Annotated in this window: 15 protein-coding genes; 5 read left to right on the top strand and 10 right to left on the bottom strand. The window is 69.3% G+C overall.

The window, feature by feature from the left end; translation table 11 throughout:
- Window positions 1–715: 715 nt before the first annotated feature.
- From ACYQ5L_RS34915 to ACYQ5L_RS34895, 5 genes are all read right to left on the bottom strand, one after another.
- Window positions 716–1,513, bottom strand: coding sequence for a family 1 encapsulin nanocompartment shell protein (locus ACYQ5L_RS34915; protein WP_459962466.1), 798 nt, complete (start codon window positions 1,511–1,513; stop codon window positions 716–718).
- Window positions 1,510–2,517, bottom strand: coding sequence for a Dyp-type peroxidase (locus ACYQ5L_RS34910; RefSeq protein WP_459962465.1), 1,008 nt, complete (start codon window positions 2,515–2,517; stop codon window positions 1,510–1,512). Before ACYQ5L_RS34910 ends, ACYQ5L_RS34915 begins: the two co-directional genes overlap by 4 nt.
- Window positions 2,518–2,587: 70 nt before the next feature.
- A complete protein-coding gene (locus tag ACYQ5L_RS34905; RefSeq protein ID WP_379196649.1) occupies window positions 2,588–2,914 on the bottom strand; it encodes a cupin domain-containing protein in 327 nt (108 codons plus the stop codon).
- Between the two features lie 82 nt (window positions 2,915–2,996).
- On the bottom strand, window positions 2,997–3,482 hold the full coding sequence (locus ACYQ5L_RS34900; protein ID WP_459962464.1) for a dihydrofolate reductase: 486 nt from the start codon (window positions 3,480–3,482) through the stop codon (window positions 2,997–2,999).
- Entirely contained in the window at window positions 3,479–4,309 is an 831-nt protein-coding gene (locus ACYQ5L_RS34895) for a thymidylate synthase (RefSeq protein WP_459962463.1), read from the bottom strand. The genes ACYQ5L_RS34900 and ACYQ5L_RS34895 overlap by 4 nt, the downstream gene beginning before the upstream one ends.
- 20 nt (window positions 4,310–4,329) lie before the next feature.
- Between ACYQ5L_RS34895 and cobF the strand changes: the two genes are divergently transcribed.
- The gene (gene cobF, locus ACYQ5L_RS34890) at window positions 4,330–5,103 is read left to right on the top strand and encodes a precorrin-6A synthase (deacetylating) (RefSeq protein WP_459962462.1); all 774 of its coding nucleotides are present in this window, start codon (window positions 4,330–4,332) and stop codon (window positions 5,101–5,103) included.
- A gap of 51 nt (window positions 5,104–5,154) precedes the next feature.
- The gene (locus tag ACYQ5L_RS34885; RefSeq protein ID WP_459962461.1) at window positions 5,155–6,021 is read left to right on the top strand and encodes an Fpg/Nei family DNA glycosylase; all 867 of its coding nucleotides are present in this window, start codon (window positions 5,155–5,157) and stop codon (window positions 6,019–6,021) included.
- Between the two features lie 215 nt (window positions 6,022–6,236).
- On the opposite strand, the gene ACYQ5L_RS34880 is transcribed toward ACYQ5L_RS34885, so the two are convergent.
- From ACYQ5L_RS34880 to pdxR, 3 genes are read right to left on the bottom strand one after another with little or no spacing between them, the layout of a single operon-like run.
- Entirely contained in the window at window positions 6,237–7,748 is a 1,512-nt protein-coding gene (locus ACYQ5L_RS34880; protein ID WP_459962460.1) for a carboxylesterase/lipase family protein, read from the bottom strand.
- Window positions 7,749–7,794: 46 nt separating this feature from the next.
- On the bottom strand, window positions 7,795–8,040 hold the full coding sequence (locus tag ACYQ5L_RS34875) for a DUF2630 family protein (protein ID WP_459962459.1): 246 nt from the start codon (window positions 8,038–8,040) through the stop codon (window positions 7,795–7,797).
- On the bottom strand, window positions 8,037–9,446 hold the full coding sequence (gene pdxR / locus ACYQ5L_RS34870) for a MocR-like pyridoxine biosynthesis transcription factor PdxR (RefSeq protein WP_459962458.1): 1,410 nt from the start codon (window positions 9,444–9,446) through the stop codon (window positions 8,037–8,039). Before pdxR ends, ACYQ5L_RS34875 begins: the two co-directional genes overlap by 4 nt.
- 101 nt (window positions 9,447–9,547) lie before the next feature.
- On the opposite strand from pdxR, the gene ACYQ5L_RS34865 reads away from it, so the two are divergent.
- Window positions 9,548–10,237: a pyridoxamine 5'-phosphate oxidase family protein gene (locus ACYQ5L_RS34865; RefSeq protein ID WP_459962457.1), complete on the top strand. Its 690-nt coding sequence runs from the start codon at window positions 9,548–9,550 to the stop codon at window positions 10,235–10,237.
- Window positions 10,238–10,259: 22 nt separating this feature from the next.
- Here ACYQ5L_RS34865 and ACYQ5L_RS34860 read toward each other — a convergent pair whose 3' ends face one another.
- Together ACYQ5L_RS34860 and ACYQ5L_RS34855 are read right to left on the bottom strand one after the other, a co-directional pair.
- Complete coding sequence (locus ACYQ5L_RS34860; RefSeq protein ID WP_459962456.1) at window positions 10,260–11,510, bottom strand: hypothetical protein; 1,251 nt, start codon at window positions 11,508–11,510, stop codon at window positions 10,260–10,262.
- A gap of 30 nt (window positions 11,511–11,540) precedes the next feature.
- Window positions 11,541–12,314: a crotonase/enoyl-CoA hydratase family protein gene (locus ACYQ5L_RS34855; RefSeq protein WP_459962455.1), complete on the bottom strand. Its 774-nt coding sequence runs from the start codon at window positions 12,312–12,314 to the stop codon at window positions 11,541–11,543.
- Window positions 12,315–12,422: 108 nt separating this feature from the next.
- Between ACYQ5L_RS34855 and ACYQ5L_RS34850 the strand changes: the two genes are divergently transcribed.
- Complete coding sequence (locus ACYQ5L_RS34850) at window positions 12,423–13,046, top strand: TetR/AcrR family transcriptional regulator (RefSeq protein WP_459962454.1); 624 nt, start codon at window positions 12,423–12,425, stop codon at window positions 13,044–13,046.
- Between the two features lie 8 nt (window positions 13,047–13,054).
- Window positions 13,055–14,677: an acyl-CoA dehydrogenase family protein gene (locus ACYQ5L_RS34845; protein WP_459962453.1), complete on the top strand. Its 1,623-nt coding sequence runs from the start codon at window positions 13,055–13,057 to the stop codon at window positions 14,675–14,677.
- Window positions 14,678–14,724: the final 47 nt, after the last annotated feature.

The following is a 14,724-nucleotide window of genomic DNA, read 5'->3' as shown; positions in this document are numbered from 1 at the left end:
CTCCGACGCACGCTCCACTCAGTCCAAAATCGAGACGGCCCCGAACCCACACAGTTGATGCACCAACTGTCATCCCTGCCGTTTATTGACAGTTCGCCTGCGGCGGACCAACCCACAAGCACACGGGCTGGGGACCCGACGGGCTGGTGCCCCGGACCGGCCGACAACCGGACCGGCCGACAACCGGACCGGCCGACAACCGGACCGGCCGACAACCGGACCGGCTGGCAACCGCACCAGCTCGTGATCGGACGGGCTGGGGTATCGGGACGGCCCCGAACCCACACCGCGGGTGGACCAACTGTGTTCCCTGCCGTTCATTGACAGTTCGCCTGCGGCGGACAAACACACAAGCACACAAGCTGGGGACCCGACGGGCTGGTGACCCGGACCGGCCGACAACCGGACCGGCTGGCAACCGCACCAGCTCGTGATCGGACGGGCTGGGGGTATCGAGACGGCCACAAACCCACACCGCGGGTGGACCAACTGTGTTCCCTGCCGGTAATTGATGGTTCGCCTGCGGCGGACCAACACACAGGCGCACGGGCTGGGGACCCGACGGGCTGGTGACCCGGACCGGCCGACAATCGCATCCGCTGGCGACTGCACCGGCTGGCGACTGCACCGGCTGGGGTTGGTTTGGAGCGCCGTACTCATCGGTGTGCCCCGCGCACGTCGGTGCGCGCGGGGCACGAGAGTTCCGAGAGGCGGCCTATGCCTCCAGCGGGACTGCGGCTTCGGCCGTGTAGACCAGGAAGGTCAGGCTTTCCTGGAAGTAGAGCTGGACCTGTTCGGCGTCGTGGGCGAGGTAGCCGATGGAGAGGTCCTGGCCGATCTGGAGGTCGAAGTCGCCGCCTCGGGTGGAGAGGACGAAGGCGCCGTCGATGGCGGGGGCCCAGATGATGTCGCCGTCGATGAGGCGTTCGATGTGGGTGCGGATGGGGTGGCCGTGGTCGGAGGTCTCGCTGACGGCGGTGTAGAGGTCGGCGGAGAGCAGGACCGAGTAGGGGCCGTCCACGCCGGCCAGGCGCAGTTTGGACAGGGCCTGGGCCACGGCTTCGGGGGTGAGGCGGGGGTCGCCGGGGAGTTTGACCGGTTCGCAATTGGTGGCGGCGCGGATGCCGGTGATGCCGGCTGCGGGGTAGCCCTCGAAGATGGCGCGGTCCTCGGCGAAGGCGATCTTCTTGGCGGCGTCCTTGACCGCGTCCAGGTCGGTATCGCGGGCGCCGCGCTCGACATTGTCGAGTTCCTGGCGGGACAGGATGAACGGGACGCGCAGTTCCACCAGCGGGACCACGACGCGCCGGCTGGCCTGCACGCCCTCACCGGGGGAGGCGATGATCTCGGTGCGGCCCAGGCCGACGGCATTGAAGTCGGCGCCGTGCGGGCCGGAGACGTCGACCACGCGGCGACCGGCGATGTGGCGCTTGAAGGTTCGGGTCGCCTCCTCCTCGATGGCCGCCCAGGCCTCGGAGGTGATCGGCGCGAGTTCGCGATGGAGGTTGTTCATTCTTGACTCCTTTTCAACGTGCCGATTCCGAGAGAACCGCTAGTGACAACACCATTCGTGGCCGGAGATTCCCGGACCTCCGCCGCCGCCGGAGCATCCGGCAGGGCGTCGAAGAATCCCTCGGGCGGGGTGAAGAACAGGGTGCCGGTGACGGCTGTGGAGAAATCCAGGATGCGGTCGTAGGCCGCCTCGTCGCTGCCGAGGAACATGCGCTCCAGCATCTTCTCCGGCACCGACGGGCTGGCGGCGTAAGCGACGTAATACGTACCGAATTCGCCGTCCTTGACGCTGCCGAAGGGCATATTGGCGCGCACGATCTGGCCGAGCTCGTCCTGATCGTTCACCGCCACATGCGAATTCAGCGGCTTGTCCTCCTCGGGCAGCTCGAAATCATCGAGTTTGGTCCGCCCGATGACCTTTTCCTGCTCGGCGGTGGACAGCGCCTTCCAATCGGCCAGCGGATGCACGTACTTCTGCACGATGACATAACTGCCACCGGCGAATTCGGCGTCCTCGTCCCCGATGGTTCCGGCGGTCACCGCCAGCTTTCCCTCGGGATTCTCGGTGCCGTCCACGAATCCGAGCAGATCGCGCTGCTCGAAATACCGGAAGCCCACGGTCTGGTCGACGATCGTCGCGGCCCCGGTGAGCCTTTCACCGATGGTCATGGCCAATTCGAAACAGGTGTCCTGCGCCTCGGCCTTGATGTGGAAGAGCAGATCGCCCGGCGTGGCGGGCGCCTCGTGCACCTCGCCCTTGTATCCCGGAAATTCGTGCAGCTCTGCGGGTTTCGGTCCGGTGAAAAGCCGGTCCCAGGCCTGCGAGCCGATACTCGTGATGCAGGCCAGCCCGGCGCCGGGAACCCGGAATCCCACGGATCGGCGCAGTCCCGGCAGGTCTGCGAGCAGATCGCGCACCACCGCCTCGCCACCCTCGTCGATGGTGACGACGAGGAAGATCGCGGCGGGTGTCAGCGGATCGAGAAACGGCTGCGGCTCACCCATGAACTCCAGCCTAGAACTCGCCGCAGACCGATCGGTCGATCAGGTAACCCTGTGTCTGCTGCGCGGCCGGTTACTTGGCGACCGTGAGCAGGAACGCCACATCGTCGATGGCCTTCACGCTGTGCCGCGCGTTCGGAATGACCAGCAGGTCACCGGCCGATCCCTTCCATTCGTTGGCGCCGCTGATCAGGGTGAGCACGCCGCTGAGCACGATCATGGTCGCCTCGCCCGGGTTCTCGTGCTCGGCCAGCGTGTGGCCGGCGGTGAGAGCGATCACCGTCTGGCGCAGGCTGTGCGCGTGGCCTCCGTAGATGGTCACCGAACTGCGCCCGCTCGAGGCGGTGGCGGCCAGCTTCAGCTGCTGGCGGGCGACCGCGGTCAGCGATTTCTTGTCCATGGACTGCCTTTCGCCGGAGTATCCGTGAGTATGCCGGACGGGCTCCGGGCCGATCGCCTGTTTCAGCGCTTCGTTATCGGGCTTACCTCGTATAACGAAGGAACCGATATTTCAGACCGGACGAGGACTGCTGCCACGGCGCGTCGTCCGCGGTCCATTCCGGGCCGATGGCGGGTGCGTAACAATCGCCCGCAATATCGGCGCCCACTTCGGTGACTCGTAGTTCGGTCGCCAAAGGCATTGCCGCCCGGTAGATTTCCCCGCCGCCCATGATCCACACCGGACCGTCGCCGGCCAGTTGCAGCGCCTCGTCCAGGGATCCGGCGCGCTCGGCGCCCTCGGCGGACCAGTCCGTTTGCCTGGTCACGACGATATTGCGGCGGCCCTCCAGGGGCCGGAAACGCGCGGGCAGCGAATCCCAGGTCCGCCGCCCCATCACCACCGGATGCCCCATGGTGATGTTCTTGAAATGCGCCATGTCCTCGGGAATCCGCCAGGGAATGGCATTGTCGAGCCCGATGACCCCCGCCGTGGTCTGGGCCCACACGAGCCCGATGGTGCGGCTCACACCGCCACCGCGGCCTTGATGGCCGGATGATGCTGGTAGCCCACGATTTCCACATCCTCGTACGCGTAATCGAACAGCGTGGGCGCGGGCCGCAGCCGCAGCTCCGGGAACGGATACGGCTGCCGGGTCAGCTGCTCGCGCACCTGCTCGACGTGATTGTCGTAGATATGGCAGTCGCCGCCGGTCCAGATGAAATCACCGGGCAGCAGCTCGGTCTGCTGCGCCACCATGTGCGTCAGCAGCGCATAGCTGGCGATATTGAACGGCACGCCCAGGAAAAGGTCGGCGCTGCGCTGATACAGCTGGCAGCTCAGCCTGCCGTCGGCCACATAGAACTGGAAGAAGGCGTGGCAGGGCGCCAGCGCCATGCGATCCAGCTCGGCCACATTCCACGCCGAGACGATGATGCGCCGCGAATCCGGATCGGTGCGCAGCGTCTGCAGCACCTGCGAGATCTGATCGATGTGGGTGCCGTCCGGCGTCGGCCAGGACCGCCACTGCACGCCGTAGACCGGGCCCAGATCGCCATTGCGGTCGGCCCATTCGTCCCAGATGGTGACGCCGTGCTCCTGCAGCCACTTCACATTGGAATCGCCGCGCAGGAACCACAGCAGCTCGTAGACGATGGACTTCAGATGCACCTTCTTGGTGGTGATCAGCGGGAAGCCCTGGGACAGGTCGTAGCGCAGCTGATGCCCGAAGACGCTGCGGGTGCCGGTGCCCGTCCGATCCGCTTTCGGGGTGCCGGAATCCAGTACCAGCCGCAGCAGGTCCTCGTATTGGGTGTCGGGGGCCGTGCTCTGGGTATCGCGAGGGGCGCTGTCCACGCCTGGTTAGCTTACGCACCGTGCGGAAGCTCTTCGTGATCGGAATCGGCGCCGGTGATCCGGACCAGGTGACGGTGCAGGCCATCAAGGCCGTGCGCCAAGTCGACGTGTTCTTCGTCATCGGCAAGGGCGCCGAGAAACAGGAGCTCGTGGATGTGCGCGCCGCCATCCTGGCCGAGTACGCCGAGCAGCCGCATCGGGTGGTGGAGATCGCCGACCCGCCGCGCGACCGCAGCGTGCCGGGCACCGGGGCGGACGCCGCCTATCAGGGCGTGGTGGCCGACTGGCACGAGCGGCGGGCGGAAGTCCTGGAGCGGGCCTTCGCCGGAACCGAGGGCGTGGGCGGCATTCTCGTGTGGGGTGATCCGTCGCTGTACGACAGCACGCTGCGGATGGTGGAGCGGGTGCTGGACCGCGGCCGCCTGACCTTCGACTACGAGGTCGTCCCGGGGATCACCAGCGTGCAGTCGCTGGCCGCCGCGCACCGCATGGTGCTGCACGAGATCGGCGAGCCGGTGCACATCACCACCGGGCGCCGGATTCGCGAGGACGGCGTGGCCGCCGGGCAGTCCACGCTGGTCATGCTGGACGGCGACTGCTCGTTCACCCAGGTGCCCGGGGACGATCTCTACATCTGGTGGGGCGCCTACCTCGGCATGCCCGACGAGGTGATCGTGGAGGGCCCGCTGCGCATCGTCGAACAGCGCATCGTGCGCCGGCGTGCCGCCCTGCGCGAACGCAAGGGCTGGATCATGGACATCTACCTGCTGCGGCGCGGCGCCGATCGAGGTTGAGCGCGTTTCGGTGACCAGCGGGTGTCACAGGTGGTCGGTAGGGTGGTGGTTGTGCCTGAGCTACCGGAGATCGTGGCGCTCGAGCAATTTCTCGCCGAGCACGCGGTGGGTGCCGTTGTCGGGCGGATCGATGTGGCGGCGCTGAGCGTGCTGAAAACCTTCGATCCGCCGGTGACCGCGTTGTCCGGGCGCGATGTGACCGGGGTGGGGCACTGGGGCAAACACCTCGGAGTCGATTGCGGCGGGCTGTGGTTGATCACCCACCTCTCCCGCGCCGGATGGTTGCGCTGGATCGACGAACCGGGCGCCGCGCCGCCCAAACCGGGCAAGGGGCCGCTGGCCCTGCGGGTGCACCTGTTCACGCCCGAGGGCGCGACGCCGGCGTTCGATCTCACCGAGGCGGGGACCAAGAAGCGGCTGGCGGTGTGGATCGTGCGGGATCCGCTGTCCGTGCCCAGCATTGCCCGCCTGGGACCCGACGCCATGGCCGTGAGCGAGACCGAATTCGCCGAACTGCTGCACGGGACCTCGCAGCGGGTGAAGAACGCGCTGACCGATCAGACCGTGCTGGCGGGCATCGGCAATGCGTATTCCGATGAAATCCTGCACACGGCCAGGCTTTCGCCGTTCGCCACCGCGTCGGGCCTGGACGCGGAGCAATTGGCGCGGTTGTTCTCGGCCATGCGGGCCACGCTCTCCGATGCCATCGAACGCTCGGTCGGCGAGGACGCCGCGCGCCTCAAGGCCGAGAAGCGCTCCGGTATGCGGGTGCACGGCCGCACCGGCGAAACCTGCCCGATCTGCGGTGACACCGTGCGCGAAGTCGCCTACGCCGACAAGTCCTTCCAGTACTGCCCCACCTGCCAAACCGGCGGCAAGATCCTCGCCGACCGCCGCATGTCGCGACTGCTCAAGTAGAGCGGAATCCTTCGCCGAAGGTGAGTTGGGGTTCGGGGGCGGTGCCCCCGGTCCCTCCCGGGACTAGCGCGGGGAGTTGGGGTTCGGGGGCGGAGCCCCCGGTATCCCCCTGGGACCAGCGCGGGGAGTTGGGGTTCGGGGGCGGTGCCCCCGGTATCCCCCTGGGACCAGCGCGGGGAGTTGGGGTTCGGGGGCGGTGCCCCCGGTATCCCCCCTCAGACCAGTGCGGGCAGCTGAATTCCCTGCCAGGCCAAGCGCTTCTGCTTGTCCGGGTCGTACTCCACGCGCGGCGGATAGTCGATGATCAGCGTGGCGCGCTTGTCCTCGGTGTAGGCCGGCCAGGACGGCAGCGGTGCGCCGGTGCGGGCGAAGGACAGCCAATTGTCCTGGAACTGCCGCGTCACCGAGCGGAGACCGCGCCGCCCGCCCGCGGCGGTGAGCGCCCGGCCGATCGGGGTGTCGGCCGCGCCGAAGACCGGAATCAGGTCCAGGGCGTGCGTCGCGCCGAAACCCGCGAGTCGTATTGCGCGCGGGGCGAAGTCGAAGCGATACGCATAGGTGGGCGCATGGCGGCTGTGCGCGGCCATGACCGTGGTGCACGGGCGGAAGAAGGTGAAGTCGCCGCCCATGCGCACCGCCACCTTCGGATCGGGAAATCCGGAATAGGCGGCGATCACCCGGGATTCGAAGTCGCCGCCCGCCTGCTGGAGGATGCGGCGAATGCGGGCGGGGGTGGTGGCCAGCACATCGTCGAAACGGGTGAACAGGGTGCCCTCGTCGCGATTGGATCCGATGATGAGCGGCACCTTGTGCGCGGTGCCGGCGAGGAAGGCGTTGATCGGCGACTTCGGCAGGAAATCCCCGTCGATGTGCGGCGCGACCGGGAACAGGCCCGGCTGATACCGCAGCACCTCCTGCACCGCACGGTCCACGGCGCGGCGAATATCGTTCGGGGCGGCCGTGAGCAGGGCCTCGGCGGCCTCGTCGGGCGCGGCGCCGAGCCGCTCGACACAGCGCTGGGCGAAGAGTTTGGCATCGGCGGGGGAGGTGCCCCAATCGGCGGGCGGACTCTGTGCGATGCCCCGGTGGAAGAGTCCGGCCGCGGCCGGTGCGGCGAACAGGGCGAGCACGGCGTGCGCGCCCGCGGATTCACCGAAGACGGTGACATTGTCCGGGTCCCCGCCGAACGCGGCGATATTGCGCCGCACCCATTCCAGCGCCGCCACCTGATCGCGCAACCCCAGATTCGAGTCGAATCGGTGTGCGGGCGTGGAGAATTCCCCGAAATCGACATACCCGAACGCGCCCAGCCGGTAGTTGATCGACACCACGATCACATCGCCGAGCGCCGCCAGCCGCGCGCCGGAATACAGGCCCAGCGCGGAGGTCCCGATGATGTAGCCGCCGCCGTGAATGAACACCATCACCGGTCGCGGTTCGGCCGAAACCCGGCTCGGCGCGGTCACATTGAGCGTCAGGCAGTCCTCGCCCGTCGGCTGCTGGGTCCGCGGTCCGATGCGCGCGCCGCTGCGATGCTGCATGGCGGCGAATCCGAATCGGGTGGCATCGCGCACCCCGTGCCACGGCCGCACGGGTTGCGGGGCGCGGAATCTGAGTTCCCCCACCGGGGGAGCCGCGAAGGGAATGGACCGCCAGCGTGCAACGCGGCGGCCCCGGGAACCCCGGACGACGCCGTCCGAGGTAGTGATATCTACCGTAGCCACCATTCACAAAGGGTAGTGCAGGCGGCTGCCAGCAGTCGATGGCGCAGAACTACTGCAGGTAGCCCTCGACCTGGCGGGCGGTATTCGGCTGGGCCTCGTCCGGATTGCGGCCCTGATCCATGCGGGCGCGGCGCTGGCGCAGCAGATCCCAGCACTGATCCAGCATGACCTCGAGCTCGGCCAGCTGACGGCGTTCGGTTTCCGGGTCGAGCTTGCCCTGGATGGTCTTGGCGCGCAGCTCGTGCTCTTGATCGACCAAGGTCTTGATGCGCGCGAGAATGTCCTGTTCGCTCATGCGGTCGAGTCTACGACCCGGCTCAGCGCATCCCCGGCCAACCGGACGGCCCGCGGCAGCTCCGCCCCGGGCAGGGCGGCGTAACCCAGGGCGATGCCGAAGGTGTGTCGCGGGCCGATGTGATGGCGGCCCAGGCCGTCCAGATAGACGCCGTACTCGCGGGCCAGCGCAATGGCCCGGTCCTCGTGCCGCTGCGAGGGCAGCGGCACGGCGATATGCGATCCGGCGTCGTCGCCGATCACATCCAGCCCGCGGCCGCGCAGCTCGCCGACGACCAGCGCGCGCCGCGCCGGCATCTCCCGGCGCAGGCGGCGCAGATGCCGGGACAGATCACCGTGCCGGGCCAGCTCGGCCACCACCTGCTGCCCCGCCGGCGCCGGGCTGGTGCCGGTCGATTCGCGATAGTCGAGCACCGCGTCGGTGACCGCCGGCGCGGCGACCAGCCAGCCGACGCCGAGGGTCGGGGTCAGGATCTTGCTGGTGGTGCCCAGATGCACCACCAGATCCGGTGCGAGGGTGGCCAGTAGCGGCAAAGGCGCGGTGTCGTACCGCAATTCGCCGTCGTAGTCGTCCTCGATGACGAGCGCGCCGGTGCGGCGCGCGAATTCGATCAGCTCGACCCGCCGGGCCGCGGGCATGCGCGCACCGAGCGGAAACTGATGCGCGGGAGTGCAATACACTGCCTTCGCCGTCGGCGGCAGCAGGTCGACCCGCAGCCCCTCCGCATCGCAGGGCACCGGAACCAGCCGCACGCCCGCCGCCCGGAACGCTCCAGCGGCCCGCTGGTATCCGGGATCCTCCATGGCGACCACATCACCCGGCCGCCACAGCGCGGCCGCGAGTTCCGCTACGGCGGAACTGGTTCCGGCGGTGGCGAGCACGGCCGTCCCGCTCCCCGCCCCCAGCCCGCGATGCCGCAGCAGATGCTCCACCACGGCCTCCCGGAATTCGGGCTCCCCGGCCCGATCCCGCCGGATCAAGGGCGTCCGATCGGAGGCGACCCGCCACGCCCGCCGCCACGCGGCCCGATCCAGGGTCTCGATATTCGGCGCCCCCGACCCCAGATCGAGCAGCCCCGCCATCGGATTCGACCGCAGCCCGGCGGCAGCGGGCGCCGCCACCGGCTGCGGCGCGGCCGTCAGGAACGTCCCCGACCCGTGCCGCCCGCTCAGCCACCCCTCGGCATGCAACTGTTCATAAGCCGCGGTCACCACCGTCCGGCTCACCCGCAGCCGGGCCGCCAACTCGCGCGACGAGGGCAGCCGATCCCCGGCCCGCAATGCCCCCGCGGCCGCCGCACCGCGCAACCCATCCGCCACCTGCACCGCCAGCGGCGTCTCGGCCTCCCGGTCCACAGCCAACGGCAGATCCTCGACCGCCACCGCCCGCCTACCGGCCGCACCCATGCAATGGCCTCCCGATCGTCGTAACCCCTTGCAAAGTGGTCTTTCATTCTTACCGGGAATTGGCTATTTGGAAAGACCATTGCTCGGGCGATGCTGGTCTCATGACCGAGCCGACACCGACCCGGACCCCCTTGTCCGCTACGCCGCGCAGTGCCCTGACCCGCTCGAAGGAGCGTGGCGTGACCGATCGTGCCGCCCTCGACGCGGTTCTCGACGCGGGTCTGCTCTGCCATCTCGGCGTGGTTCTCGGTGGGAGCCCGGTTGTCATTCCGACCACCTATGGCCGTGAGGGCGACACCCTGTATTTGCATGGTTCGACCGGTGCCGGGAACCTGCGCGCCGCTATGCGGGGTGATGTGTCGGTATCGGTCACCCATGTCGACGGCCTCGTTTACGCCCGCTCCGCCATGCATTTCTCCATGAACTACCGTTCTGCCGTAATCCACGCCCGCCCAGTGGAAGTCACGGATCCGGAGGCCCGTATGCACGCCCTGCGGGTCATTGTCGAGCACGTGGCGCCCGGCTCCTGGGGGGTGGTGCGGCCGCCGAACAAGAAGGAGATGGCTGCCACCCTGGTGCTGGCCATCGACTTGAGCGAGGCTTCGGTGAAGATGCGCACCGGCGGTCCGCGCGACGATGCCGCGGATATCGAGGCCGGTGGGGTGTGGGCGGGGGTGCTGCCCATTCGTCAGGTCTTCGACCCGGCGATTTCGTCCGCGGATCTGGAACCCGGCATCGAAATCCCCGAGCATGTCCGCGCCCGTTACGCCGAGCCTGTGGTCGTGCGGTGACCGATTGTCCGCGAACTCCCCGTCACCAGCTGGTGACGGGGAGTTCGTAGGTATTGAGGGCGTTGCGGGCGAGGGTGTTCAGTGCGGTGTGGGTGGGGATGGCGTCCGGATCGAGGCCGACCAGGGAGAGGGTGTAGACGTCGGCGATGCGGGTCAGGTAGGCGGACAGGCGAGTTCGGGGCAGATTGTCCGGGCGCAGGCCGGGGTGCAGGGCGCGGGCCGCTACGCCGGTGCAGGGGTGCGGGCCCAGGGACAGCAGGGAGTCGGGGAGGGTTCCGATATTGGAGCACAGGATGTCTCGTTCGCCGGCGCCCTTGGACAGGGCGTGCGCCCAGCGGTCGGGGATGACCTGGAGGAGTTCTTCGGGGATGCCGCCGGGGCTGGTCATGCGGTGTTCGTAGGCCGCGCGCGCCTTCCGGCGGATGGTGGCGGGGGTGTCGTCGCGGGTGACGGCGATTTCGGTCATGGACATGTCGTTGTCGACGCGGGGTTCGTCACGGGTGTCGACGGGGAGGCTGGCGGCAATGGCGGGGGAGGGGAAGCCGTTGTCCCACAGCATGTTCGCCACCAGGTGGATGAACAGGCTGTTGGCGGTGCCGCCGTGGGCCACCGCCACCCGCGTCCAGGAGCGGGCCGGGATCTGGAGGATGGCGCTGGTGGTGACCGGCGGCGGGATATCGGTGGTGGCGGGGCGTGCGACCGCGCGCGGGGCGGGAGGGGTTGGGCGGGAGGGGATGCCGTTGCGCAGGGCGCGGGCGGTGCCGCCCAGGACGGTGGCCCACTGGCGGCGGGCGTCGGCCCAATCCGAGTGTCCGGCAACGGGCGCCGCGAGGGGTGTGCCGGCCAAGGCGTGATCGACGGCGAGCGCCAGGGCGCGGCCGTCGGCCAGGGCGTGCGAGCAGGTCAGTGAGAGCAGGCAGCCGCCGTCGGTGAGGGGGGCGGCGGACAGCCGCCAGCCCGGACCGAATTCCGGATCGAGATCCCCGGCCTGGCCGTCGGCCCAATCCAGCAGTGCGGCAGGGGCAATCGGCTGTGCGGCGATCAGCAGCGGATGCGCCTGGGTGTTCGGCCGCCAGCGCGGGCGGGCGCCGGGCACCCGTGCGCGCACGACGCGGCGGCCCAGCGGTCCGATGCGCAGCCGGTTGTGAATGCCCCGCAGCAGCTTCTCGTCGAGCGGGTCGGCGGTACGCCACAGCCCCTGCAGGGCGATCGGGGTGCCCATGCCCCGATGCGCCCGCAGGAAGATCTCGTCCACCACGCTCAGCCGATTCATCAGAGGGGCAGCGTACTGCGCCGCCTGTCGTCAGGCCGGGCGGCCGTGGCGGCCTGCGCCTGAAGCGAAGCGTTGCGCGCCGTCCAGGGCCCCGTCCATGAGGGCCTTGACGCCGTGCTTCAGTTCGTTGGCGATGGCGGCGGGTTCGTCCAGGCCGTCCTGTTCCAGCACCGACATGCGGTCGGAGCGCAGACAGGTCTGCGGGAGGGCGGACAGTTCGGCGGCGAGTTCCTCGGCGGCGCGGCGGGATTCGCCGGCCGGGACGACACGGTTGACGAGGCCGATCTGGAGCGCCTCGGTGGCGCCCACCGCGCGGCCGGTGAGAATGAGATCCATGGCGCGGCCGGTACCGATGATGCGGGGCAGGCGCACGGTGCCGCCATCGATGAGCGGCACGCCCCAGCGGCGGCAGAAGACGCCGAAGGTGCTGTCCTGCTCGGCGATTCGCATATCGCACCACAGCGCCAGCTCCAGGCCGCCCGCCACGGCGTAACCGGAGACGGCGGCGATGACGGGTTTGGACAGCACCATGCGGGTGGGGCCCATCGGCCCGTCGCCGTCCTCGGTGACCTGATTCGAGCGCTCGGTGCCGAGCGCTTTCAGGTCCGCGCCGGCGCAGAAGGTGCCGCCCTCGCCCCACAGCACCGCGACCGCGGCGGTCGGGTCGGCGTCGAATTCGCGGAAGGCCTCGGCCAGCGCCGCGGCGGTGGGTCCGTCGACCGCATTGCGGGCCTCCGGGCGGTGCAGGATCACGGTGGTCACGGGGCCGTTGCGTTCGACTCGTACGCTCACGACCCCGACCATACGCCGTAAATCGAATAAGCGGAGCGGCGCGGAGCGTCTCGGTTGAGGGTGGCGGTAGGCGACGGGTGGGCGTTGCGTCAAGAAATGAATTCGTGATTCACTTCTTGCGTGGCCTACCGCAGAACCCCTGCTGTCCAGGCCCGCCTCGACGCCCAGGCCGGGTCGATCGTGCGGGCGGCGATGACCGTGCTCTCCCGGGACGGGTTCGCCGGACTGTCCATGGCCGCCGTCGCCGCCGAGGCGGGCGTGGCCACCGGCACCGTCTACAAGAACTTCAGCGGCAAGTCCGAGCTGGTGACCGCCGTGTTCCGCGAGGTCGTCACCCGCGAAGTGGCCGCGGTGGCCGTGGCGGGCGGCGTCGCCGCCGATGCGTCCGCCGCCGAACGCGGTGTGGTGGAACGGGTCACGGCCGCCGTGGAGACCTTCGCCGGCCGCGCGCTCAAGAACCCCAAGCTCGCCTACGTGCTGCTGGCCGAACCCGTGGACACCGCGGTCGACACCGAACGCCTGCGCTTCCGCCGGGCCTTCGCCGAGACCTTCGAATCCGCCATCGCCGACGGCGTCGCCAATGGCCAACTGCCGCCGCAGGATCCGCGCACCAGCGCCGCCGCCCTGGTCGGCGCCATCGGCGAGGTGCTGGTCGGCCCGCTCGCCGAACAGGTGGACAGCGAATCGGTGGTGCCCGAACTCGTCGCCTTCGCCCTGCGCGCACTCGGCGTACCTCAGAAATAGGAGTCCCCATGCACACCCACGACGTGTTCAATCAGGTGCCGGACATCGTCCCCTTCGACAATTCCCGCAATCCCGCGCTCCTGGAGGGCCTGCGCCGGGAGGGCGCGGGCTGGGCCGAGGCCGAGCTGCGCGAACTCGGCGCCCTCGCCGGCGGCGCGCGGGCGCAGGAATGGGGACGGCTGGCCAATGACCACCCGCCGAAGCTCGTCACCCACGACCGCTACGGCCATCGCGTCGACGAGGTGGAGTTCCACCCGCACTGGCACGATCTGATGGAAGTGGCTGTGCGACACGGCCTGCACGGTGCGCCGTGGCAGGACGACCGCCCCGGTGCGCATGTCGCCCGCGCCGCCAAGTTCTACACCTGGGGCCTGGCCGATGCCGGCCACATGTGCCCGATCTCCATGACCTACGCCGTGGTGCCCGCCCTGCGCCACAATCCGGAGCTGGCCGCGAAATACGAGCCGCTGCTGGCCTCCCGCGTCTACGACTACGGACTGCGGGAACCGTCCGGCAAGGCCGGTCTCATCGCCGGCATGTCCATGACCGAGAAGCAGGGCGGCTCCGACGTCCGCGCCAATACCACCACGGCCACACCGCAATCCGATGGCACATACCGGATCGTGGGCCACAAGTGGTTCACCTCCGCGCCCATGTCGGACATGTTCCTGACCCTGGCGCAGGCCCCGGGCGGCCTGTCCTGCTTCCTGCTGCCGCGGGTGCTGCCCGACGGCAGCCGCAATCCCCTGCGCCTGCAACGGCTCAAGGACAAGCTGGGCAACAAGTCCAATGCCTCCTCGGAGATCGAGTACGAGAACGCGATCGGCTGGCTGGTCGGCGCGGAGGGCGCGGGCGTGAAGACCATTATCGAGATGGTCAATATGACCCGCCTGGACTGCGTGATCGGCTCGGCCACCGGTATGCGCGCCGGCGTGGTGCACGCGGTGCATCACGCCCGGCACCGGAAGGCCTTCGGCGCCAACCTCATCGATCAGCCGGCCATGCGCAATGTGCTGGCCGATCTGGTGATCGAATCCGATGCCGCCACCACGGTCATGATGCGGCTGGCCGGCGCCACCGATCGCGCCGCCACTGATGCGGCCGAGGCGGACTTCCGCCGCATCGCGCTGGCGGTCACCAAGTACTGGGTCTGCAAGCGCGCCCCCGCGCACGCCGCCGAGGCCCTGGAATGCCTGGGCGGCAATGGATATGTGGAGGAATCCGGGATGCCGCGGCTGTACCGGGAGGCTCCGCTCATGTCCATCTGGGAGGGCTCGGGCAATGTGGCGGCGCTGGATGCCTTGCGCGCCATGGGCCGTCAGCCCGAAACCGTCGAGGCCTTCTTCGCCGAGGTGTCCCTGGCCCGCGGCGCGAACAGCCGCCTGGACGCCGCCATCGATCGGATCGGCAAGGAGCTCACCGATCTCGGCGAGATCGAATACCGCGCCCGGCGCGTGGTCGAGCTGATGGCGCTGGTGCTGCAGGGTTCGCAGCTGGTCCGCCACGGTCACCCGGCGGTGGCGGACGCCTTCTGCGCCACCCGGTTCGGCGGCGACTGGGGCATCGCCTTCGGTACCCTGCCCACCGGCGTCGACACCGCGGCCATCCTGGAGCGCGGCTACGTCGCCTGACGGCCTTCGGACTGGCACGACATTCTGGAACGTGTTCTACTCCTGGT

It is taken from the genome of Nocardia sp. IFM 10818 (genome assembly GCF_054655275.1).
The sequence above is the reverse complement of the archived record's forward strand: the minus strand, read 5'-3'. Positions and strand labels throughout refer to the sequence as shown.

Coding starts and splice junctions, on each gene's coding strand:
- ACYQ5L_RS34845 (WP_459962453.1), top strand. CDS start 13,055: ATGCACACCCACGACGTGTTCAATCAGGTGCCGGACATCGTCCCCTTC.
- ACYQ5L_RS34905 (WP_379196649.1), bottom strand. CDS start 2,914: ATGGACAAGAAATCGCTGACCGCGGTCGCCCGCCAGCAGCTGAAGCTG.
- ACYQ5L_RS34855 (WP_459962455.1), bottom strand. CDS start 12,314: ATGGTCGGGGTCGTGAGCGTACGAGTCGAACGCAACGGCCCCGTGACC.
- pdxR (WP_459962458.1), bottom strand. CDS start 9,446: ATGGGTGCGGCCGGTAGGCGGGCGGTGGCGGTCGAGGATCTGCCGTTG.
- ACYQ5L_RS34915 (WP_459962466.1), bottom strand. CDS start 1,513: ATGAACAACCTCCATCGCGAACTCGCGCCGATCACCTCCGAGGCCTGG.
- ACYQ5L_RS34875 (WP_459962459.1), bottom strand. CDS start 8,040: ATGAGCGAACAGGACATTCTCGCGCGCATCAAGACCTTGGTCGATCAA.
- ACYQ5L_RS34910 (WP_459962465.1), bottom strand. CDS start 2,517: ATGGGTGAGCCGCAGCCGTTTCTCGATCCGCTGACACCCGCCGCGATC.
- ACYQ5L_RS34865 (WP_459962457.1), top strand. CDS start 9,548: ATGACCGAGCCGACACCGACCCGGACCCCCTTGTCCGCTACGCCGCGC.
- ACYQ5L_RS34880 (WP_459962460.1), bottom strand. CDS start 7,748: ATGGTGGCTACGGTAGATATCACTACCTCGGACGGCGTCGTCCGGGGT.
- ACYQ5L_RS34860 (WP_459962456.1), bottom strand. CDS start 11,510: ATGAATCGGCTGAGCGTGGTGGACGAGATCTTCCTGCGGGCGCATCGG.